This is a genomic window from Staphylococcus caledonicus (assembly GCF_016238465.1).
Taxonomy (GTDB): domain Bacteria; phylum Bacillota; class Bacilli; order Staphylococcales; family Staphylococcaceae; genus Staphylococcus; species Staphylococcus caledonicus.
In genome coordinates this window covers 63,463-90,024 of record NZ_JABTXV010000004.1, presented here as the reverse complement: position 1 = coordinate 90,024, position 26,562 = coordinate 63,463, and the positions used below count along the sequence as shown (strand labels likewise).

General features: G+C 33.6%; 17 protein-coding genes and 2 pseudogenes. 8 read left to right on the top strand and 11 right to left on the bottom strand.

Annotated elements, in window-relative coordinates; genetic code table 11:
- The first annotated feature begins 272 nt into the window (after positions 1 to 272).
- Both HS848_RS10695 and HS848_RS10690 read left to right on the top strand, forming a co-directional pair.
- Positions 273 to 3,425 carry a DEAD/DEAH box helicase gene (locus HS848_RS10695; RefSeq protein WP_198612315.1) on the top strand — a complete coding sequence of 1,051 codons (3,153 nt, stop codon included), beginning with the start codon at positions 273 to 275 and terminating at the stop codon, positions 3,423 to 3,425.
- A gap of 285 nt (positions 3,426 to 3,710) precedes the next feature.
- Positions 3,711 to 4,748: a PTS sugar transporter subunit IIC gene (locus tag HS848_RS10690; RefSeq protein WP_198612314.1), complete on the top strand. Its 1,038-nt coding sequence runs from the start codon at positions 3,711 to 3,713 to the stop codon at positions 4,746 to 4,748.
- An 87-nt stretch (positions 4,749 to 4,835) separates the two neighbouring features.
- Here HS848_RS10690 and HS848_RS10685 read toward each other — a convergent pair whose 3' ends face one another.
- Positions 4,836 to 6,317: an MFS transporter gene (locus HS848_RS10685; protein WP_198612313.1), complete on the bottom strand. Its 1,482-nt coding sequence runs from the start codon at positions 6,315 to 6,317 to the stop codon at positions 4,836 to 4,838.
- 436 nt (positions 6,318 to 6,753) lie between these two features.
- Here HS848_RS10685 and HS848_RS10680 point away from each other — a divergent pair, with 436 nt between their 5' ends.
- Positions 6,754 to 8,754, top strand: a complete 2,001-nt coding sequence (locus tag HS848_RS10680; protein WP_198612312.1) for a catalase — start codon at positions 6,754 to 6,756, stop codon at positions 8,752 to 8,754.
- Positions 8,755 to 8,858: 104 nt separating this feature from the next.
- Here HS848_RS10680 and HS848_RS10675 read toward each other — a convergent pair whose 3' ends face one another.
- From HS848_RS10675 to HS848_RS10650, 6 genes are all read right to left on the bottom strand, one after another.
- Complete coding sequence (locus HS848_RS10675; protein ID WP_198612311.1) at positions 8,859 to 11,093, bottom strand: glycoside hydrolase family 3 C-terminal domain-containing protein; 2,235 nt, start codon at positions 11,091 to 11,093, stop codon at positions 8,859 to 8,861.
- A gap of 16 nt (positions 11,094 to 11,109) precedes the next feature.
- A complete protein-coding gene (locus HS848_RS10670) occupies positions 11,110 to 11,436 on the bottom strand; it encodes an ArsR/SmtB family transcription factor (RefSeq protein ID WP_107508611.1) in 327 nt (108 codons plus the stop codon).
- A 19-nt stretch (positions 11,437 to 11,455) separates the two neighbouring features.
- Entirely contained in the window at positions 11,456 to 12,556 is a 1,101-nt protein-coding gene (locus HS848_RS10665; RefSeq protein WP_198612310.1) for an oxidoreductase, read from the bottom strand.
- 215 nt (positions 12,557 to 12,771) lie between these two features.
- Positions 12,772 to 13,650 carry a CobW family GTP-binding protein gene (locus HS848_RS10660; protein ID WP_198612309.1) on the bottom strand — a complete coding sequence of 293 codons (879 nt, stop codon included), beginning with the start codon at positions 13,648 to 13,650 and terminating at the stop codon, positions 12,772 to 12,774.
- Positions 13,651 to 13,661: 11 nt separating this feature from the next.
- Positions 13,662 to 15,005: a ferrous iron transporter B gene (locus tag HS848_RS10655; protein WP_198612308.1), complete on the bottom strand. Its 1,344-nt coding sequence runs from the start codon at positions 15,003 to 15,005 to the stop codon at positions 13,662 to 13,664.
- Positions 14,999 to 16,108, bottom strand: coding sequence for an NAD(P)/FAD-dependent oxidoreductase (locus tag HS848_RS10650; RefSeq protein ID WP_198612307.1), 1,110 nt, complete (start codon positions 16,106 to 16,108; stop codon positions 14,999 to 15,001). Before HS848_RS10650 ends, HS848_RS10655 begins: the two co-directional genes overlap by 7 nt.
- Before the next feature lie 391 nt (positions 16,109 to 16,499).
- On the opposite strand from HS848_RS10650, the gene HS848_RS10645 reads away from it, so the two are divergent.
- From HS848_RS10645 to HS848_RS10625, 5 genes and pseudogenes are all read left to right on the top strand, one after another.
- Positions 16,500 to 17,078 (top strand): MptD family putative ECF transporter S component, encoded by a 579-nt coding sequence (locus HS848_RS10645; RefSeq protein ID WP_198612306.1) that lies wholly within the window; start codon positions 16,500 to 16,502, stop codon positions 17,076 to 17,078.
- Entirely contained in the window at positions 17,075 to 17,806 is a 732-nt protein-coding gene (locus HS848_RS10640) for an energy-coupling factor transporter transmembrane component T (RefSeq protein ID WP_198612305.1), read from the top strand. The genes HS848_RS10645 and HS848_RS10640 overlap by 4 nt, the downstream gene beginning before the upstream one ends.
- Positions 17,799 to 19,253, top strand: coding sequence for an ABC transporter ATP-binding protein (locus tag HS848_RS12930; RefSeq protein WP_198612304.1), 1,455 nt, complete (start codon positions 17,799 to 17,801; stop codon positions 19,251 to 19,253). Before HS848_RS10640 ends, HS848_RS12930 begins: the two co-directional genes overlap by 8 nt.
- Before the next feature lie 29 nt (positions 19,254 to 19,282).
- Positions 19,283 to 21,037 carry an ABC transporter ATP-binding protein gene (locus HS848_RS10630; protein ID WP_198612303.1) on the top strand — a complete coding sequence of 585 codons (1,755 nt, stop codon included), beginning with the start codon at positions 19,283 to 19,285 and terminating at the stop codon, positions 21,035 to 21,037.
- A 33-nt stretch (positions 21,038 to 21,070) separates the two neighbouring features.
- Positions 21,071 to 22,803: pseudogene (locus HS848_RS10625) on the top strand (ABC transporter ATP-binding protein).
- A gap of 287 nt (positions 22,804 to 23,090) precedes the next feature.
- Here the strand turns inward: HS848_RS10625 and HS848_RS10620 are convergent.
- The 4 genes and pseudogenes from HS848_RS10620 to HS848_RS10605 form a co-directional block, all read right to left on the bottom strand.
- Positions 23,091 to 23,291 (bottom strand): hypothetical protein, encoded by a 201-nt coding sequence (locus HS848_RS10620; protein ID WP_133170284.1) that lies wholly within the window; start codon positions 23,289 to 23,291, stop codon positions 23,091 to 23,093.
- Between the two features lie 661 nt (positions 23,292 to 23,952).
- Entirely contained in the window at positions 23,953 to 24,882 is a 930-nt protein-coding gene (mntC, locus tag HS848_RS10615; RefSeq protein ID WP_198612302.1) for a manganese ABC transporter substrate-binding lipoprotein MntC, read from the bottom strand.
- A complete protein-coding gene (locus tag HS848_RS10610; RefSeq protein ID WP_107507309.1) occupies positions 24,879 to 25,715 on the bottom strand; it encodes a metal ABC transporter permease in 837 nt (278 codons plus the stop codon). The genes mntC and HS848_RS10610 overlap by 4 nt, the downstream gene beginning before the upstream one ends.
- Positions 25,708 to 26,451: pseudogene (locus HS848_RS10605) on the bottom strand (metal ABC transporter ATP-binding protein). Before HS848_RS10605 ends, HS848_RS10610 begins: the two are co-directional and overlap by 8 nt.
- Positions 26,452 to 26,562: the final 111 nt, after the last annotated feature.

Here is a 26,562-nt window from a genome sequence, read left to right as displayed (position 1 = left end):
GTATATGTAATCCAACACATGTCAGTAGTAAGACAATACAGAAATTAAAAATGAAGTCTAAAACTTTTTACAACCTGCACCCTCCTAATTAAAGTTCTATTCTAAATAGTTATCGTATAGTTACACACTACCATAGTTAAACGAGATATTTTAGTAATTACTTAAATAGTTGAAAGGCTATTATATAAGGAAATTTGGAAAAGCCACTAACAGTATAAATTTTTTGTTAGAATGGTAATAAACATTAAATAATAAACTCAAGGTGGGTTATGATGGGACAATTGGTAAAAGATACGTTATCGGCTTGGTTATTAATTGAGTCTTTAAGTCCAGGAGAAGTGGAATACACAACAAATGATACGTTGTCTAAAGATCACTTTAAATATGGAGAAAAGCAAACACAATTAAGGATTTTCGATGAATATTCTGATATTTGGAATGATGAGCGCTTTGTAATTTCTGATGATAAGAGAGAAAAAGGGGAAAGAGTATTTAAATTTTATAGATATTGTTTCTATTACAATGAAATTAATCTGAAAATTCAAGATATTTTCGATAGTCATTCAGATATTTATAATCCTAATACAACACATTGCTATGGATATACTTTTAATACTGACGAAAATGGAAAAGTGATAAGTGATTCAATACATATACCAATGATTATGAGTGCATTAAAAGAAATAGAAAAAGACAAAAACTCTGATATAGAAGAACAATATAATGACTCTGTGGAAAAATTCCAACAGAAAATAAATGAAATTTTAGCTGATGAGCCTGTTAATGAACAAAAATTAATACAAATGGATAAAGCTTATGATGAATATTTTTCAATATTAAATGAAGAAAGAAACGGTCTTTTTTCACACTATGTAGCTATAGAATTTGTGAAAAATAATGAACTACCTAAACCAGAATTTAATAGTTTCTTTATAAGCGATATAGAAAAGGCTAGAAAAAACCCTAATCAAACGCTAACTGATTATATAATAGGAGTAAAAGATAGCCAACGTATAGAAGTAGATGAAAATAAAGAAGTTATCGAACAATTATTGCACCCATCTTTATTATCAGACGGACGTTGGCCTTCACAAACAGAGTTTAGACTCTCTCTTATGCAACAACTAGCTGTAAATCAAATAACTAATAGTGGAGAGAAAATTAGTTCGGTCAATGGGCCACCAGGCACTGGCAAAACAACGTTATTAAAAGATATTTTCGCACATTATGTGGTCGAAAGAGGTAAAGAACTGGCCAAACTTGATAATCCGAGAAAAGCGTTTGAAAAAGTAAAAATACATGAGACTGATGAAAAACCAGCGTATCTTTTAAAAGAATCTATTGCTAAGTATAAGATGGTGGTTGCTTCTAGTAATAATGGAGCAGTTGAAAATATTTCAAAGGATTTACCTAAACTGGAAGAAATAATAAGAGACCCTGACAAATGTGCTTTTCCTGAATACGAAAGGGATTACGCAACCTTAGCTCAAGAATTGGAGAGCTTTTCTAAAATTGCTGAAGATTTAATTGGAGAGCAGGCATGGGGCTTATTCTCAGGTGTGTTTGGGAGAAGTAAAAATATCAATGAAGTACTAGACCATTTGTTAAAACAAGATAAAGAATCTGTTGGTTTCGCTAAATTATTACAAGATGAGAATAGTAATATAGGTTACCAAGAATTAATGAAAAAATGGAAAGAGCATCAACAGGCATTTTTAGATGAACTAAAAAATGTTGAAAATTTGAAAAATGAATCTATCAAAGCCTTCGAAGTTTATAAAGACTATGAAGAATATGTGCAAAGAGAATATTCGCTAAAAGATGACGCACAAAATGTAAAAGATCAGATTCAAAAAATTGAACTAGAAGTAAAAGATAATAAAAATACGCTAGAAAATTTAGAAGGGCAAATTAATGATAATGATAAACAACTAGCTGTAATTAATGACTTAATTCAATCAATACAAGCTAGTAACAAAGGTTTTCTAAATAAATTAAAGTCCTATATTTCTCCAAAAGAAGATGAACAATTTCAAGAATATAATAATGAAAAACAACAATTACTAACAAAAAAATTAGAATTAGAAAAATCTAAGAGCACGCAACAAAGTGAAATAGCTAGTAAGGAAAAAGAAAAAGATCAGTTAACTCTAGAATTTAAACATATACAAGAGAAATTAGACCAAATTAACCAAAAATCCGCGCAATTGGAAGAGTATCGTGCTAACTCAAGTATTACCATTCCATCGAAAGATTTTTGGGATAAAGAGAATTATGATGAGCGCCAAGTTTCTAACCTATGGACAAGTGATGAATTACAATATAGACGCGCGATGCTTTTCTTAAGATCAATGATATTGCATAAATTATTATTAATAGTTAACAATACTACAATTTATTACGCAATACAGGATTTTAAAAACAGAAGAAAGTTCATAGATTCAAAACCAGAGATTGTATATAACGCTTGGAATGTTATGCATCTAATATTCCCAATTGTAAGTACTACTTTTGCAAGTTTTAAATCTATGTATCAAGGCGTACCTAGTGACTTTATTGATTATTTATTTATTGATGAAGCGGGCCAAGCGGTACCTCAAGCTGCAGTAGGGGCTTTATACCGATCTAAAAATGTTATAGCTGTAGGAGACCCAATTCAAATAGAACCTGTAGTTACATTAGAAAGCCATTTAATAGATAATATTCGTAAAAGTTATAATATTCCGGAACGGTTACTTTCAAAAGAAGCTTCTGTTCAATCAGTGGCAGATAATGCGAATAAATATGGCTTCTGGAAAAGTGATACTACCGATGAAGAACAAAAAACATGGATTGGCATCCCGTTGTGGGTGCATAGACGATGCTTGAATCCAATGTTTACTATCGCAAATCAGATTGCCTATAACAATAAAATGGTATTACCTAGTAATATTAAAAAAATTGGCAAAACAGGATGGCATGATGTCAGTGGAACCTCTATCCATAAACAATATGTAAAAGAACATGGCGAAAAAGTAGTGGATTTATTAGCTAAAGATTGGGAAGAAGCGTTGAAAGACGGTAATGTCGAACCAAGCTCATTTGTTATATCACCTTTTTCAGCTGTACAAAGTAAAATTAAAGGATTAGCAAAGTCTAAATTGCCAGGAATGATTGATGTCGATAGTGAAAAGATTAAAAAATGGATTAATAAATCTATAGGAACTGTACACACTTTCCAAGGAAAAGAAGCTCAAAAAGTATACTTTGTAGTTGGTACAGATAATACACAAGATGGCGCCGTTAATTGGTCATGTGAGAAACCTAATTTACTAAATGTAGCTGTAACAAGAGCTAAAAAAGAATTTTATGTGATTGGTGATTTACAAAGAGTAAGTCCTAAATCATATTATGAAATTATTTATAAAGAACTAAACGTAGAATAATGTATTATTTCTTAAGGTTTGTTTTCTATCATAGAAAGCAGGCCTTTTCTTGTCTCTAAAGGCTTTCGTCTCCTCTAAAATGGCTAATTTATTCCCCCTTATCCCAACCAACCTGCACGTTCTTTCTCTAATTATATTTAAATTATTGTTGCACTTTTGAATTTTCAAAAATATTAAATTCGGATTAATATCTAATCTGAATTTAAATACTATACAACAAAATATGTTACGATAATTAAATCTTTTTAAAAAAGTATTTAGTTTAAATTAAAGGGGTTTATATAAATGAATATTGTATTAGGAGTAGGAACATTAGTTGTAGTTTTAATTGTTATGACATTGTTCTTAAAGTTCGCGCCATACGGTAAGGAAGGCTTACAGGCACTCTCAGGAGCGGCTTGTGCTACGTTTCTTCCACAGGCATTCTTAAGTTACGCTATTGGAGGTATCTTCCATATTAGCTTTCTTCAAACGATAGGTGACTTAATGGGAGGTCTGGGAGGTATCGCCGTAGGTATTCTTACATGCATTAATTTAGGCGTATCTCCAGTTTTTGCAGTTATTGTAGGACTTGTATTGAAAGATTTTAGTTTATTACCAGCATTTATTGCTGCTTATATAACGGCATTTTTAATTAAATTGATTGAAAAGAAAGTTCCAGATGGTTTGGACTTAATCATGGTGATTTTAATTGCGCCAGCCTTAGTATTTGGCTTGGCTACGCTTATTAATCCATCGATCACAGCTATACTGAACCAAATCGCAAATGCGGTTAATTCAGTTGGCGATAGCAGTCCATATTCATTAGCGATTATTTTAGGACTTATCATTCCAGTTACAAGCATGACGCCGTTAAGTTCAATGGTACTTGCAAGTATATTAGGACTTACAGGTTTACCAATGGCCATCGGTGCGATTACATGTACTGGTGCATCATTCGTTAACTTCACATTATTTAACATTTTGAAAATTGGTCAAAAACCAAATCGCTTTGCAGTATTTATCGAACCGCTCACACAAATCGACTTAATCGTAAAATATGCGCCCGTACTATACGGCACAAATGCTCTTATCGGTATGTTTAACGCCTGCATCATTGCCTTTAGTGGCCTAGTGATTAACGTCACAGGTATGGCAACACCAATGGCAGGTGCCATCGTACTCTTCGGCTTTAACGATCCAATTACATCAATTCTTACAATCGTTGCAGTCGCAATCACAAGTACAATTCTAGCGTTTATTATCGGTAAATTAATTGAAAAATTCGACTTACTTCACTTACACATCCCTATGCCATGGAACAAAAGTAAAAGTCATTCATAATACAAACGAAAGCATCTACCTTGCTCAATTAAGAGTTAAAGGTAGATGCTTTTTTGATGTTTGGATATTGTTGTTTTTAAATCTGCTCTAAGATTTAGGGGTGATTCTGCGTCCTTTTCCTAAGAAGATTTGGATGATAGATGAGATTAACATGACGACGTTAAAAATAAGCATCAACGTAAATATCTTCTGATTCGAATGGATAATGACATCTTGAATCTTTTGCGTTAAGACGAACTTATTCGCGATATGTGTGGTATAACCTGAATACAACGTTTGTAGGCCTTTCTGGATATCATCTTTTAAGATATACGTCACGATTGGCACTAATAATGCTGATAAAAAGTTTCTAATGCTATGCATCGTCACAGAACGATTTGAGGCGTATTTTAAATCGCCATCAAGTAACGTTGCCATGGCGCCACTAAGTAATGTCATGCTTGTCCCAAAGCCTAATAAGAAGCCGTGTAGGTAGAGTAGATTAACGTTAACTGAATGTTCTAATACAATCCAGTGTATGCTGACGTACATTAATGAGGCAGCGCCGACTGTACCTAATATACCGGCACCTATGGAACTGTAAAACAACATTTTAATAAATCCTGTGACGATAACTCCGATGAAGAAATAAAGATAAAATTTCTCTGTGACTTCAAACGGTAATTTTAATGCTTTTAAAAGGAAAACATTAATACCGGCAATGCCCACTAAGAGTGTTAAGTGAGATGAAATTGCCATGACCGAACCAACAATTGGTTTCTTCTTAAATAGCGTTGAAAAATACATAATTGGCGCATCAGATTTCATATTCAAGTACACGAAATTGACGAAAAACAATACGGCAATTAATAAGAAAATGTAACTTAGAAACGTGATATGACTTTGTTGCGTCAACATAATCATCGGTACGCTAATAGTGATTGTCGTTAACACTAAAAATACGATATGCCAAGGTATACCTTTTTCTTCCTTTTCAGGAGCTTTATCCGCATTATTTAAGAATCTTGGGCCAAGAATAAGACATAAGATACTTGAAACAATGTTAATGACAAATATCCATTTCCATCTATCTAATTCTAATGAGAAGCTACCTGACATGCCGCCTAATGCATTCGCACCAAATAATCCCACTATAACTAATAGTAAGAATACATTCTTATAGCGTTTAGGAAATGCTTGGAATAGTTTAGGTAATAACGTGAAGAATAAGATTCCTGTACTAAATCCTTGGATTGTTTTCGAAATAGATAGTGAATAAATATCAAATGAGATAATGCCGATAATCGAGCCTACTAAGAAGCATGAGGTGAAAAAGACAAATGTCTTTTTAGTACCTAACTTATGTGTGAAGACGTGGCCCAACGGTATGCCTAGTGCAAAAGAGAAATTCCCTATAATAGAGGGTATAATGAGCTGCTTGGAACCTAATCCAAATGCAGTCTGCAATAGTCCTTGATTTAGACTATATGCTAGATTGGAGAAAAACTGGGAGCCAATACCTAAAACGGTTAAGACGCTTAATACGAATAACTCTAACAGTTTGACTCTTTTAGTCCATAAAAAACTCAAAGTCGTTCATCCCTTTCTTTATATTTCATATGACGATAGTAATAAGGGGTTTAATATGAACTGGTGAAACTGGATAAAAAATAATAATGCAGTTTAACGTTGTGGATGTATGTAGCAACGGGGCGCTCACAGGAGAGTTTATCTATACAAGTTAGTAGCTTTATTATTTTTTAAAGATATCTCTATTATATACTACATTTTCTCGACATGCATTCGTAATATATCTCCTTCGCAAACCTATACGTAACCTACTTTTCAGGAAAATAATTCACAAAATAAAAATCATGAATAAAAAATATATTAAAATTATAAAGTTTAAAGCGTGATTAAAATTATGAGTAAAGGGAATAGAACAAATGTTTAGTAGTTATCCATAGGGCATAGTTAGTCATTAATTATGATAAAGGCAAATATAATTTTATCGGGGGAGATAAAGATGACAGAATCAAATAATAAAAAGCTTGAACAATTAGAAGAGCAAAAGAAAAATAATGATAATCAAGCAATCACAACTAACCATGGTGTGAAAGTAAGTGAGGATGAGAACTCTCTTATAGCGGGCGATAGAGGCCCAACGCTTTTAGAAGACTTCCATTTCCGTGAAAAAATGATGCACTTCGACCATGAGCGTATTCCTGAACGTGTCGTACATGCGCGTGGATTTGGTGCACATGGTGAATTTAAAGTATATGAAGATATGAGCGAGTATACACAAGCAGACTTTTTAACTCACCCTGAAAAAACAACGCCAGTATTCGTACGTTTCTCTACAGTACAAGGATCAAAAGGATCTCCTGATACAGTAAGAGATATCCGTGGTTTTGCAACTAAATTCTATACTGATGAAGGTAACTTTGATTTAGTTGGTAATAACGCCCCAGTATTCTTTATTCAAGATGCGATTAAATTCCCTGACTTCGTACATGCATTAAAACCAGAACCTCATAATGAAATGCCACAAGGTGGTTCAGCACATGACACATTCTGGGACTTCTTTGCGCAAAACCCTGAATCTACGCATGCAGTATTCTGGGCGATGAGTGATAGAGGTATTCCGAAGAACTATCGTCAAATGGAAGGTTTCGGTGTGCATACATTTAGATTGGTAAATAAAGAAGGTCAATCTTACTTTGTTAAATTCCACTGGAAACCATTACACGGTTTAGAAAGTTTAGTATGGGACGAAGCGCAAATCTTACATGGTAAAGATGTCGACTTCCATAGAAAAGATTTATACGAATCAATTGAAAAAGGCGATTATCCTGAATGGGAATTAGGTTTCCAAATGATTACGCCTGATCAAGAATTTGACTTTGATTTCGATATTTTAGACCCTACGAAAATTTGGCCAGAAGACCAAATTCCAGTCAAACGTGTGGGTAAAATGACGTTAAATCGTAACGTGGATAATGTCTTTGCGGAAACAGAACAAGTAGCTTTCCATATTGGACATGTGGTACCTGGTATCGACTTTACAAATGATCCATTATTACAAGGTCGTTTATTCTCATATACAGATACACAAATTTCAAGATTGGGCGGACCAAACTTTAACCAAATTCCAATCAATAGACCGGTTAGTGGGGTACACAATAACCAACGTGATGCTATGCACCAAATGAGCATTCACCAAGGTCAAACGTCTTACCATAAAAACGGTTTGAATAATAATGAACCACATACGACACCTAAAGAAGAAGGTGGCTATGAACATTACCAAGAAAAAGTTGAAGGCCACAAAGTGCGTCAACGTAGTGAAAGCTTCAAAGATTATTACTCTCAACCTAAACTTTATAAAAATAGCTTAACTGAAGCGGAACAACAACATATGGCTGATGCATTCTCATTCGAAATCGGTAAATGTAAATCAGTAATGGTTAAACAAAACGCCGTCGATCAATTAAACAAAGTCGATCGTCAATTAGCCGAATATGTAGCGCAAAATGTCGGCGTTGAGGTGCCTGAAAATAATGAAGAAGTTCAATCTGACGCAAGCGATAGCCAATTAACATTAGAGAAATTCGATATCCCATTATTAGGCCACTCTGTAGCCGTATTAATCAATGGTGACGTCGATGCAGAAACATTGAAAGGCTATGCTGAAGTCTTCTCAAACAATCGTTTGAACTTCGCTTTCGTAGGACAACATGCGAAAGATTTAACTGAAGAAGTAGGTATCACTGAAACTTACAGTACAGCAAGTTCAACTGTCTTCGATAGTGTGATTATCTTATCAGATGGTAACCAATTATTAGAAGAAGCAATTGATTTTGCAGAATTAAGTTATAAACACAAAAAACCAGTTGTGGTATCTGAGGCAGCGTCTAAATTATTAAACCATAGCAGAATCCAATTAGATGCGCCAGGTGTGATTGTTTCTGATAAACCAGAGGCGATTGTAGATGCATTCGAACGCTTTAGATATTGGAACAGATAAAGACAAAATTAGTGGGAAGGCAGTCTAAAATATAACCTTTTCTAACTAGTAAAAGCACTTTCTATTGAAATTTTAAAATAGAAAGTGCTTTTTTATGTTATTGACTATTTATCTGTAGTTTGTGTAATTTCTTTATTTGCTTCTTCAATAAAACGATAAATTTTATTAATATCTAGATTTACCATGATTAGAGAGCGTAATGGCATATTTTTAAATAGAGGTGCTAAGGATTTATCTTCATTGATATTAGATATCATCTTATCAAATTCATATTTCTCAAGTACATGAGACATTTCATCTTTACGTTCAATCACTTCATATAGATAGGTATCTTCATTGATTAACGGTCGCTGAATATCTAACTGCTCATTAGTAATATTAACTGTAGAATTTAAACGGATATCCGATACAGATTCTCCAATGAATAGTTCATATAAACCATGATCAAATTGCCAAAGGTTGGTTTGCGCATTAAACCATCTTAAATCATCAAAAGGTATCGTAACCTTAACTGTAGTAGTCTGATTTCGCTCGAGATATACTTTTTCAAACGCTTTTAATTCTTTAGTAGGCATTTCGATATCGCTTGTCTGATTACCAACATAAATTTGTGGCACAGTAGCGCCGTCGTATTGACCTGTATTTGTAACATCAAATTGTATATCTAAATGCGTTGTGTTGACATCAATATTAAGGTTTGAATATTCAAAGTTGCTATAACTTAAACCATGACCAAATGGAAATTGTACATCTATACGTTTAGTATCATAATGTCTGTAACCTACAAATAAGCCTTCTAAATAATTTTCCTCAGATTTACTTTTATTGAAACTATAATAAGAAGGAATATCTTCTATACGTTTAGGAATACTTTCGGCAAGTTTTCCGGAAGGATTCACTGTGCCAAGTAAAATATCCCTAATAGATTCACCGACCGCTTCACCCGGCAAATATGTTTCCACAATGGATAGCGCCTTATCTTCCCAAGGCATTAATATAACAGCGCCATTTTGTAACACTACGACAATATTTTTATTAACTTTATATAGTTCTTTCAATAATTGCACTTGGTTGTCAGGTAAGTTGAGTGTAGTCTTATCATAGCCTTCCCCTTCATAGTGTTCTGGATAACCGAGGAAGAGGACAATATTTTCTTCTTTCTTAGCAAGTTCTACTGCTTCTTCAACAAGCTCATTATTACTATCTTCTTCATTAATCTCATAACCTCTGGCAAAGGCATTCATATCATTTTCCAATGCTTCTACAGGTGAAACGACATGATAAGGATTTACTTTAGACGACCCACCGGCTTGAAAGCGTGGATGTTCAGCTAAATCACCAATAACGCTAAATGTTTTAGACGCTAAAGGTAAGGTTTGATGATTATTTTTCAATAATATTGTACTGTCATTAGCGATATCTTTGACTGCTTCATGAAATGCATCTTTATCATACAGTTCAGGTTCTTGCTCAGATTGATAACGTTGAATCGTATCAATAACTCTTTCGGCCGATTTATTTAACATCTCTTCGTTAATATCGCCGTTGTGAAGCGCAACTTTTAACTCATTTATAGTATAGCTATCTTTACCTGGCATTTCTAAGTCTAACCCAGCTTTTAAAGCTTTCGCTCTATCTTTTATAGCTGCCCAGTCGGATAAGATTAAGTCTTGGTAATTCCATTCATTTCTTAAAATGTCTGTTAATAGCCAGCGATTTTCGGAAACGTAGACGTGATTTAATAAATTATATGAAGTCATGACAGTAGCCGGCATTGAACGCTTAACTATCATTTCAAACGGTTTTAAATATATTTCACGTAGTGTTCTCATATCAATATTTGATGAATTTGAGAATCTTTGATTTTCCCTGTTATTTGCAACGAAATGTTTCACGCTTGTACCTACACCTTGTGATTCAACACCTTTAACATATTCAGAAGCCAATATCCCTGTTAAGAATGGATCTTCAGACATGTACTCAAAATTTCTGCCGCCTAAAGGATGACGTTTAATGTTAACGCCAGGACCAAGCAAAATATTTACTCTTTCACTTTTAGCTATTGAGCCTAACAATGTGCCATATCGGTTTAATAACTTTTTATTAAAAGAACTCGTGACAAGAGCAAGACCAGGGAAGGCGATAGTTTCAATACTTTTATTGAGACCTAAGGCATCTGCACCTTCAGATTGCTTACGTATACCGGAAGGGCCATCTGTTAATAATAAAGATTCTAAATCATACGCTTTCAATGGATGTGTGTACCAGAAATGATGCCCAGTAATGATTTTTATTTTATCGTCGATAGAAAGGTTACTTATTATTTCTTTTGGTTTCATAATAAATGACTCCTTTTTATAAAGATTGAGATATTAATTCTTTAATCTCTTGAATATATGCCTCGTTACGTTTGTAGTAAGTCCATTTACCGATTCGAGTAGCTTGTAATAAGTTGACTCTTTGTAGCATTGATAAATATTGGGAAACGGTAGATTGGTTAATAGTTGATTTTTCTCTAATTTGGCTAACGCAAACGCCAACTTCATCCATATCGATATCGCCTTGTTTTATAGGGTCAAAGGTGTGTTTAGGGTCTTTCAACCATTCTAAAATAGCTAAGCGAGTGGGATTTGATAAGGCTTTAAATATTTCTATTGATTCATCATTAGTTAAATCAGGCATTTGATTGAATCCTCCTTTCTTAATATCGCGCAATATCTTTAAAGTATTGTAACCCTTTTATGAAGAAGTTTTGACCATAAGGACCTAACATCCAAACCATTAACTTATTCGGCCACATTAGGTTTTTAGCCATATCGGTAGAAGTAATTTCAGTTTTTATAGCAGTATTGGTTTCAATTTTATGTGCATAATCAGGTTCAATCATAGCTGCACGAGCGATTGAAACTAAGTCACCATAATTCAAACCATATTCAACTTGTTCTTTCTCAATCGCATTTGGTACACAGATATATGTTGTACGTCCATTGATTGTTTTACTAAAAGCTTCGGCAAATTGAACACTAGTACCTTGAATATAGTCAATATTCATATCTGCTATTTTATCTATAAGTTGAAGGGTTTCTGATAATTCATACCCTATTTCATCTGCATGATATTCTTCTTCGGTGATACGAAAACCAATAATAAAATCTTCTTTATTATTTTCACGGGCAACTTGATTTACTTTTTTAATAATTTCCGTAATAAATTTCATTCTATCTTCTAAACTTCCACCCCATGCATCGGTACGTTTATTTGAGTATTTTGAAAAGAATTGTTGAATGATATGACCGTATGCGCCGTGGATTTCCACGCCATCGAAACCTGAATCAATAACTCTTTGAGTAGCTAAACCGTAGTCCTCAATAATACCCCATATATCTTCTTCAGATAATTCAGTAGGGACGTAAGGAAGATGATGAAATGTTCGTCTACTAGGTGCTACTGCTTTTCCAGTTTTTCTATAAGAAGTGATAGAGTTCGCGCCAGAATGATAAAGTTGCACAATTGCTTTATTCCCTTTAGATTTCATTACTTGCGCAAGTTCTGTCATTCCTGGGATAAAACTATCATTATAAATTGACATTTGGTAAGGAAAATTCTCACCTAAAGGACTGATTGCGGTTGCACCAGTAATAAGTAATCCCGCTACATTTGCTCTGCGTTTATAAAATTGAAGGTCTTCGTCTGTAATATAACCTTCCCATGTAGATCCTTTAGTAGTCATTGGGGCCATCACAATTCTATTGTTAAGCCAAACGCCTTTTTTGATTTCATAGCGTTGATTTAATTGTTTCATGTTTATCCCTCCATGACCTGCATTATATTTCAACATATTGCAAATTGTCAATATGTTAGTTTATAACTGTTCCCTTTTTGTGTTTTAGATAGTAGTTGACTGAGATGAAGAGGCGTTTAAACTTCACTTCTTCATCTCTAGTCACTTTTACTAGGGTGAGACGACTAAATCACATTAGATTTCCGTCGCTGCCCTCTAAAATCTACAAGGAAGAGCTATAATGGTATATCGATGTTGTCTAGGTTTTTACCGATAACGACTAGATATAATGGGACGTCTGCTGTTAATTGGATGGGGGAGAGTTCGATTTCTCCTTGGGCGTATTGGACGAGATAAATATGTTGTTCGTCTGTGAAACGGATAAAGCCTTTGACGCGATAAACGTCATTAGGTAGTGCGCTTAAATCATCAATAAAGTCAGCTTTAGATTTCAACTGTGGTGCTTCTATATAGTAATGTCCAATGTCGCCGTGAAGTATTTGACTATCGTGACGCTTAATATTTGTAGCTTCTAATAGCGACTTCAAGGATAGTGAACCATAGCTACCTACTAGAATATTGGCGGTGCTATTCATCGACTCAAGCTCTCTCAAAAGTTTTGCCGTAGCCTCTATAGCGACTAAATCAATTTTATTAACAAAAAGTGTAGAACAATGACGTATTTGTTCAAGAAACAATTTTTGAATATCGGCAGGATAGGCATCAAGTCGCTCATACATCGTCGCATCAACAATGCCCACAATACTTCTAATTTGAATAATAGGCGCTAAGACAGGCGTTAAACATGCATCCACCACGGCTAATGGTTCGGCCACGCCACTACATTCAATAAAGACAATATCAGGTTGATAATCTAAATACAGTTGATGTAACTGGTCAGAAACGTCAGCCTTCATAGCACAACAAATACAACCATCTACTATTTCTTCCATAGGTACTTCTTGTTCAATCAACTGGCCGTCGACGCTCATTTTCCCAAATTCGTTCATCAATACGGCAGGTTTCAAGTTATTATCTAATGCGTCGGTAATTAAGTGATTTAATGTAGTTGTTTTTCCACCGCCTAAAAAGCCTCCGATAATAATAATTTGCATAGTTAACCTCCTTACTTAATCATCAATTTAACGGCCATCGTAACGACACCTAGTAAACCGACACAACATACGGATGTCATCATTTGTTTCATAGTGATTTTCAGACCTTCCCACCAACCTAATTGACGAATCAACATTGTGATAGTGACTGAACAAGCCGTAAAGGTCGAACTGAAGAAGACAAGCAATAATAGTTTCCATGCAGGGAGTTGTTGAATCAATTGACCGCCATGCATATTAAATAACAACATCCCGTCTTTTCTAATCATTGAAAATAAAATCCCTGGTGATAGCTGTGTTGGAATATCTAATAAAGCTAACATCGGCGTAAACACATACGAAATGATATGTAGTAGAGGAGTTAGAGATAAAATACTAACCACAAAGCAAATAGCGATGAAAATAGGCAATGCTTGAACCACAAACATTTGAACATTGCCCCACATTTGAGCGCCTAACGCTTTTAATTTTGGCCAGTGCAACCCCGTCGATTGATGGACGACTTGCGTAGGCATTAGAGTGCCTTGTTTCATCCATAATTTATTATGTAAAATACCGCCAATAAAGACCATAGCTAAATAGGGCATAAATAACCACGATTGGCGTGCGACGCTAAAGACCGATAATGTGGCGCCAATTTGATAACTACATGATGACCCAAAGCTAATTAAACTCATACATTGTGTCTTGGTACACACGCTACATTGATGTCCGGCTTGCGTAATTGCTGCGGCATTACAGCCAAATCCTTCTAGCAATGGAATAACGTCTGAACCATTCAAACCAATACGTGTCATCGTTGGTTCAATGGACCACACTACATATTGTTTTAAACCACTTTGATCGATGGTAGCCGTCGATAAACTAATCATAATAACGACGGGTAATGCCCAGACAAGCGAATAAGTTCCTAGTGATAATACGCCATAGTCGCCGAATAAAATGTTGTTTAGCCACTCAATTTGAAACACGGGATATTGAGAAAGCGTAGTAATCCACTCTGAAACATAGTTGGTTTGTAGCCAATCTGAAAAGTGATAGGCCAAATAGACTGGAAAGGCAAACATCATTAAGATAATAAGCCATCCTAATAATGTCTCGAAGCCCTTAGGTTGATAGCCTTTACTTTCCTCCACGAAATCTTCTAGTCGTTGAATAATCTGTGAACTATGATGCGGTGAGGAGGGCACACTTTCGTTCAGAGAAACTTCTAGTTGATGCTTTACGATATAGCTACGAAGTAATTGTTGTTGTCGTGTTGTTAATTTTGAATAATTTTCAAGAGAAAGCGTATGTGGTTCATCAGGGATTGGAGTATAACTTCCATCTCTTAAATTGAAAGTCACTTCTAACATGTGCAATCCACTTCGCAACAACTGTAATCATCTAGATACATATTGTTCTTCTTATAAGTGTCGATGAGCGATGCATCAACGGGTAAGTCTTCCCGACGCATTAAAATGTTAGCTAATACGGCAAAACGTGCTCTAAATTTGTAAATATAGCATAGTACTGCTTCGTCATGACGGACGGTTGCTCCGATTAAGAAGACATTGGGATAACGTGTTGATTCGTCTAAGTCGGTTAATTGAACTTCTTTATCTCGTACGGTAAAGAGTTGTTGGATTAAAGGATTACGTGTGACGTCAAATCCAGTCGCGATAATCGGTTCAGATGACGAAGTTGCTGTATGACCATTTTCAAAATGAACTTGGTAAACGCCGTCGTGACAAGTAATATCTGAGGCGTGATAACCTACATTCAATTCGATATGAGCACCTTGGCGCACGGCTTCTCTCAAGCGTTGATGTGTATAAGGCGACAAACGAACACTTGGGTCTGCATCGTCATGATCAAAGCCTGTGGAAGATGTATAAATCGATACAGACGCACCACGACTACCGAGATGAATAGCCGCATCAAAGGCACTCTCATTGCCACCAATAATAATAAACTCGTCCCCATTTAAATTGTTAAAATCATCAACTGCACTATAATGTTGACCATACTTAAACGGTTGATGTGGAAAGGTAAAATCACCGGTAGCTACATAGATGTAATCGGCTGAATATACACCTTTATTTGTCGTTAATTCATATTTACCGTCTACGTAGGCAACGTCTGAAACCTTCGTCTCTGTAGCGACTTGTATGTTGTAGTGTTGTGCAACAATACATAAATATTCTGCATATGTATCTCCAGAGACATGTTCTTCATTAAAGGTAAACGCAGGAGACGTTTCCTTAGCAATCGCATTGACATCCGGCATACCAAAACCATTCGTTGTAAAAGAAGGTGTTATCGTCTTAGTTGACTTAGGCCATTGTTTAAACGACTGACCAATTGTCCCACCTTCAATGACGAGTACATCCTTCATATTAAAATCCCTAAATGTCACTGCCATCCCAATACCAGCAGCCCCAGCCCCAATAATAATAACGCGATGATGATTAGCCATCCTAACACTGCCTTTCTATAAGTTCTGTATTTAAAACGTAATAATTACGATTTAAGTAGTATAATCCTTCTTAAGACACATTTCAATGGATAAGTTAGCGTATAAGTTTATTTAAATAGATTTCATACTATAGTTAAAACAATATTTTAAGCTATATGATATTGATAATCATTATCATATATTATATTATAATGATGTAATATTTTATTATTTTTGAAAATTAACATTAATAATAGTGACGAGCGAAACATGAGAAGCAATAACTCATTTTCATGGCATCAGATTTATTTAGTGTTAATCAACATGAGTAATAAAGAAAAAATTTTACACATTAAAACGCAATTATTTCGTTTTATTTTAAAAAATAGAAAATTCTAAGGAGATAGAGATTATGCAAAAATTATCAGTTAAAGATTTAATTACTGTCGGTATTTTTACAGCGATTTATTTAGTAGTCTTTTTTGTCACGTTTATGATTGGTTACATTCCATTTTTAATACCTTTTTTAGGCTTTATTTGTCCAATTGTGTGCGGTATTCCATTTATTTTATATGTAATGAAAATAGAAAAATTTGGCATGATAACACTAACAGGTACTATCTTAGGGCTTGCTTTCACAGTTATGGGTAGTGGTTTGATTATGTTGCCTGCTGGAATTATCGGCGGTTTACTTGGAGACTTCATCATGAAAGCCGGAAACTATAAAAATTGGAAGTATATCGCATGGGGGTACGCTGGTTTCTCTTTATGGATAATGGGATTTGTATTAAGAATGTTTATTGCTAGAGACCAATATTTTAAAGAAGTAGGACAGTCTTATGGCAAAGATTATGTTAGCGTTTTGGAATCTATTACACCACTATGGACTTTACCGGTTATGTTTCTTCTAACTATACTAGGTGGCCTCGTAGGAGCATGGTTAGGTAAAAAAATGTTTAGTAAACATTTCAAAAAGGCTGGGCTAGTGTGAATCTAGTTGCCAATTCTTTGAATGATGATAGAAACGTATTTGCAAAATTAGATCCTAGAACAAAGATATTATTAACCATCACAATTAGCACGATACTAATTTCTAGTGGAAGTTCACAAAGTATTTTAAGAATAAGTTTAACTTTATTTTCTCTATTATTGCTATTAAGTATAAATAAAAGAAGTCTATTTATAAAATGCGTCACCACATTTATAGTACTTTTTTTGATACAGAAGTGGGTCGTTCCACATACTCATGGTACTGTTAAATTTATTTTTCTAGGATTTGTTGGAATATTTATGAATATGTTACCAGGATTTATTGTAGGTTACTTTACCTTGTTTTCTACAAAAGTAAGTGAGTTTATAGTGGCTATGGAAAAGATGAAATTACCACGCAACATCATTATCCCTATTTCAGTTATTTTTAGATTTTTCCCTACAATCGCAGAGGAATACAAGCATATTAATTATGCTATGAAGATGAGAGGCATTACATTTTTACATCATTTTTTAAAAGGCATCGAATATAGACTTATACCTCTAATTATTTCGGTGGTTCAAATTGGTAATGACCTTTCTTTTACCGCAATGACTAGAGGAATTGATACACCTCATAAGAGAACCAATATTTGTAACATTCAATTTAAAGTATTAGATAAACTATTATTTCTTATCATTTTATGTTTATGGATAGTTTATTTTAAGGAGAAGTTGTTCAGTGATTAAATTTGACCACGTAGCATTTAATTATGAAGCCTCGGAGCAAGCAGCTATCCAAGATATTTCTATTGAGATTAATAAAGGTGAATTTGTAATATTTTGTGGAAAATCAGGCAGCGGTAAGTCTACAATTGCCAAATTGATTAATGGATTAATTCCTAAAGTTCAAAATGGAGATATTTCAGGAGAAGTTTATATCAATAATAAAGACATATCTCAATTTGAAATGTATCAATTATCACAAATGGTTGGCAGCGTATTTCAGAATCCTAAAACTCAATTTTATAATGTTGATACAACAAGCGAGTTAGCATTTAATTTAGAGAACCAAGGTGTAAAACCGGACATTATCATCAATAAAATTAAAGACGTAATGCAACGATTTGAAATTGAACATTTATTAGATCGTAATATATTTGAATTATCTGGTGGAGAAAAACAAATTATTGCTTGTGCGTCTGTGTTAATTACAAATCCAGAAATTATAGTGCTAGATGAACCATCTTCAAATTTAGATATGTATAGCATCAAAAAATTAAAAGAGATGATTTGTTATTTAAAACAAAACGGTAAAACGATTGTGCTTATCGAACATCGTTTAGATTATATTATCGATCATGCTGATACTATCTATTATATGGAAAAAGGAAAAATTAATTCGCGTTTTAGTGTAAGCGATTTCAAATCGCTAGAAAGTTCTTCTTACAAACAGATGGGAATTAGATATGACCAAAGTGAGGTTTTAAAACAAGAAAGTTCTCTAAAACCTAAAACTATGGAAATAAAAGATTTTAACTTTGCTTATGACAAATATAGTAAGAAAAAACAATTGGATATTAACTCAGCTAAGATTCCTATAGGAGAAGTCATCGCAATTATTGGCGATAATGGAAGCGGCAAGTCTACCTTTGCGCAGTGTTTAAGTGGTTTATTAAAAGGATTCAAAGGTCATGTGTTGTACGACAATCGACGAATTAGTCGTAAACAATTATTGAAGCAAAGTTATATGGTGTTTCAAGACGTTAACACACAACTGTTTACCGAAAGCTTAAATCAAGAGTTACAACTATTAAATCACAAAGTATCTGAAACACAATGTGATGACATGTTAGAAAGCATGAACTTACTTGATAAAAAATATGAGCATCCATTATCTCTTTCTGGCGGAGAAAAACAAAGAATGGCTATAGCTACAGCCATAATGAGTGAAAAGGAAATTATTATTTTTGATGAGCCGACTTCTGGTTTAGATTTATACCATATGAAAAAAGTTGCCAAAATGATAAAGAACTTACAAACAAAGGATAAACAAATTTTTATTATTACACATGATAAATCTTTAATTTTAGAAATATGTACGTATATTTTACATTTTTCAGAAGGGCATATAGCACATCAGTATGCCTTAGACTATAAAGGATTAGAATATTTAAATCATTATTTCAATGTGTAAATAGCATAGATGAGAGGAGAAATCTAAATATGGAGCCTCAAGAACATTGGATAAAATCATTAATGACATTTGCAAAAGATAGCAAATTTAAAATCATTTCATCAGTATTATTATCAATTATTAGCGTGTTCTCTGGCTTAGTGCCTTACTGGGCAGTCTATAAAATCGTATTTTTAATGATTAATGGCCATAAAGAACTGAATCACATTATCTTTTATATCATAATCGCCATACTTGCATATATTTTACAGGTCATCTGTTTTGGATGTTCAACTATGTTGTCGCATGTAACGGCTTATGACATTTTATCTAATATTCGAAAGCAATTAGCTCGAAAATTAATGCGTTTGCCACTAGGAGTTGTTGAGTCTAAAAAAATTGGTGAGTTAAAAAATATATTTGTAGATAAAGTAGAGACGATTGAATTACCTTTAGCACATATGATTCCTGAAATTATAGGGAACTTGTTACTTTCGATTTCTATATTTGTGTACATCATTATTATTGACTGGCGAATGGCTTGTGCAATGTTAATTACCATACCTATTTCGTTCTTTGCTTTTAAAAAATTGATGTCTGGGTTCAACGAGACTTATGAAGAACAAATGGCCTCAAATAATTATATGAATAGCGCTATTGTCGAATATATTGAAGGTATAGAAGTAATAAAAACATTTAATCAGTCGCATAATTCGTATAAAAAATACAAAGATGCTGTAAATGACTATAAAACTCATACATTAAACTGGTTTAAAAGTACATGGGGTTATATGAATTTAGGGGCTAGCGTCTTACCTTCCACATTTTTAGGAATTTTACCAGTAGGAATGTACTTAATTTCTATTAATCAACTTACTTATGCAGAATTTTTTATCTGTTTAGCGTTGTCCTTAGGTGTAATAGCTCCGATAAAGAATTTTACAAATTATGTAAATCAAATAAAATCAATTCAGTATGCCATTACAGAAGTACATCAAGTATTAAATTTAGAAGAGATGGAGATATCAAAACAGTTTAAAGCACCTCAAAATACAGAAATAACGTTCAAAGATGTTGGTTTTTCATATTTTAATGATAGTAATAACCTCATATTCAATCATCTCACATTTGATATACCAGAGAAGACGTTTACAGCGATTGTAGGAGCTTCTGGTAGTGGTAAATCAACGATTGCTAAACTTTTATCACGCTTTTGGGATGTAACATTGGGTGAAATACAAATCGGTGGCGTAAACATTAAAGATATTGATCCTAAAAGACTCAATGATTTAGTTGGTTTTGTAGGACAGGATAATTTTTTATTAAATCTTACTTTTAAAGAAAATATTAAACTTGGAAACCCAGAAGCTATGGATGAGGAAGTAGAAAACGCAGCGAAACTAGCTCAATGTCATGCTTTTATCAAAAAATTACCTGATGGTTATGATACTAATGTTGGATCAGTAGGAGATAAGTTATCTGGTGGGGAAAAACAGCGTGTAACCATTGCAAGAATGATATTGAAAAATGCGCCGATTATTGTATTGGATGAAGCTACGGCTTATGTTGATCCAGACAATGAACAAAAAATTCAAGAAGCTCTAAATGCTTTAACGCGAGACAAAACACTCATAGTTATTGCACACCGATTATCTACAATTAAAAAGGCAGATCAAATTATCGTGTTAGGTAATCACCAAATTCTTGAAAAGGGTGACCACAAGACTTTGATGGAATTAAATGGAAACTACAAACGTATGTGGGGCATACATATGGATGCGAAGAACTGGGGAGTTTCTTCTTAATTTGTAAAAACCAAATAAATAGGAGGATATGAAATGTTTAACATTACAATTAAACTTTTGAAATGGACTGCCCCGTTTAAACAAAGAATGATATTAGGATTTATAATATCCTTTATTAATTCAATTTTTATCGCTTTACCTATTTTTTTAGCAGCTCAAGTATTTAATCGCGTATTATCAAAAAAACAAATTGAAATGCATGAAATCTTTATTGTATTAGGAATTATGATTTTATTAGTTCTTGCCAGATTTATCACTGCATATTTGAAAAGTAAATTACAAGAAAGTATTGCATATGAAATGAGTGCTCAAGAAAGATTGAATATTGGAGAAAAACTAAAAAACGTCAGATTAGGCTATTTCGAAAATCATAGTACCAATGAATTAGCTACGGTCGTGACAACAGATTTAACCTTTTTAGAAAACTATGCGATGAAAATGGTCGACATCGTTATCAATGGTTATATTTTAATAGCGGTACTTATCACTTCACTTTTAGTTGTATCTTGGGAAGTATCGCTATTAGCACTTGTGGGCGTGATATTATCATTTATAAGCCTCCAACTATTAGAGAAAAAAAGTCACCAAAATGCCCCAGAATATCATCATGTTCAAAATCAGCTTATTGAAAAGGTGTTAGAAGTAATTAGAGGTATTCAAGTAATAAAATCATTTTCAAAAGAAAATACAAGTCTCAAAAGCTTTAATCAAGCAGTTGATAAAAGTAAACGCGTAAATTCAAAAATTGAATTACAATATATTCCGTTTAACTTATTACATTTATTAAGTTTAAAAGTGGTATCTATAATAATTGTTTTAGTTGCTAGTCTATTATATATTAACCAAAATATTGATTTGCCGAGCCTTATTATGATTTCTATTTTTTCATTTGTCATATTTGAAAGTGTAGAGAATATGAACAATGCAGCCCATGTGTTAGAGATGATTGATATGACACTGAATGATATCGAGGAAATTAAAAGCGCGCCTTTATTAGATGAAACGGGCAAAGATATTAATATCGAAAACCATACAATAGAATTTGATCATGTAAGCTTTGGATATGAAGAAAAACAAGTTATTAATGATGTTAATTTTGAAGTGACTGAACAAACCTCTACGGCAATTATTGGACCTTCTGGAAGCGGGAAGTCAACATTATGTAATCTCTTACTAAGATTTTATGATGTGGATGAGGGAAGTATTCGCGTAGGAAATGTTGATATTAGAGATATGACACTTAGCTCATTAATGTCACATATTAGCGCAGTATTTCAAAAAGTATACTTATTTAATGACACTATAGAAAATAACATATTATATGGTAACCCAGAAGCTACAAAAGAAGAAGTTATTCAAGCAGCAAAGCAAGCGTGTTGCCATGATTTATAATGGCTTTGCCTGATGGTTATCAAACGATGGTCAACGAGAAGGGTAATAATTTGTCTGGCGGAGAAAAGCAGAGAATTTCTATAGCGAGAGCCATCCTAAAAGACGCACCTATTATTATTTTAGACGAAGCCACTGCAAGTATTGATCCAGAAAATGAGCACCTTATACAAAGTGCTATTGATAAATTAAGCAAAGGTAAAACTGTAATTACTATTGCACATAAAATCGGTACTATAAAAAATGCGAATCAAATTATTGTAATTGATGATGGGCAAATTATTCAAAAAGGTAATCATGATACATTAATTAAACAACCTGGAATGTATAAAGACTTTATAACAATAAAAAGCCAATCAGAAGGTTGGAGATTATAAAAGAAATCAATAAAAACATTTATTTAAAAAGATAAATATAATAAGGTGCATCTTTAAAAGTTAGATTTTTAGAGATGCACCTTATTATTAAATACACTTTGAAAATTACTTTTTTTGATCTGAAGAAAATAAATAAGCACCAAGAAAAAGTAATGGAAATATAACAAACAAACGTATATGGAATGTATTTTTATTAAAAATTATAGGTAAAGTAATATATATGATAAAAGTTATTATTAAGAAAGTTAGATAAACTTTTTTATTAGTACTCATCATGAAACATTCTTTTAATTATTATCCTCATCCATATTCTTCTTTTTCTTCGGCGCTACTATGTCTCTGATAGTATAAATAATCATAACTATAATAAGAAAACCAATTGACCATCGGGTATCAGGAATATCAGTGAATAAAAGTAGACATGCCATGGCTAAAAATAACACACCAACAAAGATATTAAATATTAATCTTATTTTAGATTTTGACATAAACCTCCAACCTTTCTCGGTAGATGTAAAAAGTAAAATCTTAGACTCACATTTTATCTTTAATTTTGCGAAATTAATTTCAAAATTGAATGATTACTCTTTATTAAAGTATAAGGAAATTTCATGTATTTTTTAAGTGATTTATTAAAAAACATACTTATCATGCTCTAATTATTTTTATTAGTAATTAGAGTGCGTTATTTTACTTTAATTAATAATAAATATTGCTCTGACGTTTACGGAGTAAAAATAAAAGACTCGAGGGTGATGATTAACACCACCTTCGAGCCTTTTTCTAGGATTAAATTATTTAAGGGTTAGAAAATTTTTAGGATTAAATTGTTTTAGGATTAAATTGGGACCCATGTCCCAGGATAATTATTTTAGGAGAATGTTTTAAAACTTTATTATTGAACCACATGATTAAACACAGTATTGTTGGCGAACCCTTTGAGAGGTACTATACGACGAAGGGATGAGACCTAGCAGTAGTCGGCTGAAATGAAAATATTTTCTTCATTTCTAGTCAACATTGCCTAGGTGGAGCAACGAAATCTTAGAAATTTTATTAAATCTCGTTCTCTTGACCCCTCAGAAAAGTGAAGCCAAACAATACGCAGTGTTTAATCAACATCATATTCACTTATCTTACATTGTTCTGTTATTTCATGCTGCCGTGAATCGTTTTAATATTATGTTTCATCATGTTGTAGTATGAATCACCTTCTGTACCTTCTTCACCTATAGAGTCTGTATACACCTCCCCATAAATAGATTTATTTGTTTCTTCCGCTAAACTGTTCATGGCTTTTTTATCCACGCTAGTTTCAACTAACAGATGTTTAAGATGATTGTCTTTAACAAATTTCACAGCTTGTTTCATTTGCTCAGGAGTACCTTGTTTTTCAGTGTTGATTTCCCAAATATAGCCAGGTTTAATATCGTAAGCTTTTGAGAAGTACTTGAACGCACCTTCACTTGTGATAATTGCACGTTCTTGATCAGGAATATCTTTGAATGCATCTTTACTGTCATTGTTTAACTTTTTCAGTTTAGCGAGATAAGCATCACCTCGTTTCTTGTAGTCCGCTTTATGCTTAGGATCAGCTTTAATCAATTGTGATTGAATATTCTTCACATATTGAATACCGTTATCTAAGCTTAACCAAGCATGCGGGTCAATCTTGTCATTGTTTCCAGTTTCGCCATTCAAATAAATCGGTTTTACATCTTTAGACACTGCGAACACTGACTCGTCTTTCATCGACTTATCAGCTTGGTCTAAAGCCTTATTAAACCAACCATTACCTGTTTCCAAATTGAAACCATTGTAGAGTACAAGATCGGCATCTGTCAGTTTTTTAATATCTTTTGGTTTCACTTCGTATTCGTGGGGGTCTTGGCCAACAGGGACGATACTGTGAACATTGACATCATCGCCCGCCACATTTTTTACCATATCGTAGATAATAGAATTGGTTGCCACGACATTTAATTTCTTACCATTATCTGAATGATCTTTACTTGAGTTCGAGCCACATGCCGCTAAGACAAGTAGCAGTGCAACTAATATTGGAATTAACTTTTTCATGTTGTACGTACACCTCTATGTTTTATTTTTATTTTTGTGAAAAGAAGGGTCAAAATATAAATGCTAAATGTCGCGATGACAATTGTGGCACCGCTTGGAATGTTGTAGATAAAGCTGAAATAAAGTCCGATAATCGAACTAATAACGCTAATAATGCTTGCTACAATCATCATTGAATATAAATGTTTTGTTATTAAAAATGCGGTCGATGCAGGGGTTACAAGCAAGGCTACGACTAGGATAATACCAACCGTTTGAATACTTGCCACTGTCACCAATGCTAGTAATAACATCACAAAGTAATGAATCAATGTTGTATTTAGGCCACTAACGCGACTGAACGTTGCATCAAACGTCGAAATCATTAATGGGCGGTAAAGTACAATAATTAACAACATCACGATGATGCCGATAATAATCGTCGACCAAAACGTCTGATGAGTAATAGCCAGTAAATTACCAAATAAAATATGATATAAATCAGTCGTACTATTGATTAAACTAATCAAGATTACACCACTCGCTAGAAAAGCCGTAAAGCTAATCCCAATCGCTGCATCTGGCTTTGTCTTACTGTTATTCGAAATAAAGCCGATAAGCAAACTGGCTATCATTCCAGTAAACATTGCCCCGATAAACATAGGAATGCCCAACCAGAATGAAATAGCGACACCAGGTAAGACCGCGTGACTCATCGCATCTCCCATTAAAGATAAGCCACGTAAGATAATAAGACTTCCTACTGTGCCACAGACAATCCCTACAACTATGGAAGTGATTAGCGCACGATTTAAGAACTGATAATCAAATAAATGTTGAAAAAAATCATTCATAACATGGTTCAGTCCTTTCGTTAGTCACAGGCTTAATATTGAATGAGAAAGTGCGATTTAAATTGCTAGGTTGCATTGCCTCTGTACTCGGGCCAAAGAAGCGTAATGTTCGATTAAGCAATATAATACGGTCGAAATAAGACTCAGCTTTTGATAAATCGTGATGAACAATCAACACTAATTTACCTTGTGCCTACAGTTGCTTAATTTTGTCCATAATTAATGACTCACTACTAAAGTCGATGCCCACAAACGGTTCATCCAATAGATAGACCTTACTGTCCGACATCAAAGCGCGTGCCACTAAGACACGTTGCAATTGACCACCACTCAGTTCTGATAGTTGCTTATACTGTAGATGATCTAACTCTAATTCTTTTAATAATTGGTGGAATTTCATTTTTGAAAAGTGATCGACACGCTTGAACCAACCAATGGTTTTATAACACCCCGACAAGATGACCTTTTCAACATTAATTGGAAAGTCCAAATCTAAATGTGCCTTTTGCGGAATATAAGTAATATATTCTAATTGCTTATGTATTGGTTTCCCGTATAGCGTCATCTCTCCTGAAGCATTAAAGTCTCCGATTAAACTTTTCAACAAAGAAGATTTACCAGCGCCATTTGGGCCCATAATACCTATCACTTCGCCAGCAATAGGTAACGATAAATTAATATCTTGAAGTACATGTTTATGACTTAAATATAAATTTACATTGCTTATCGATAACAAATAACAACCCCCTAACATAAAGTTTAGGTTAACCTAATTTATTTCATCATACAATGCTAAAATTTATAATGTCAAGGGGGAGCAATATTTGATTTAAATGTAAAAGCGCCC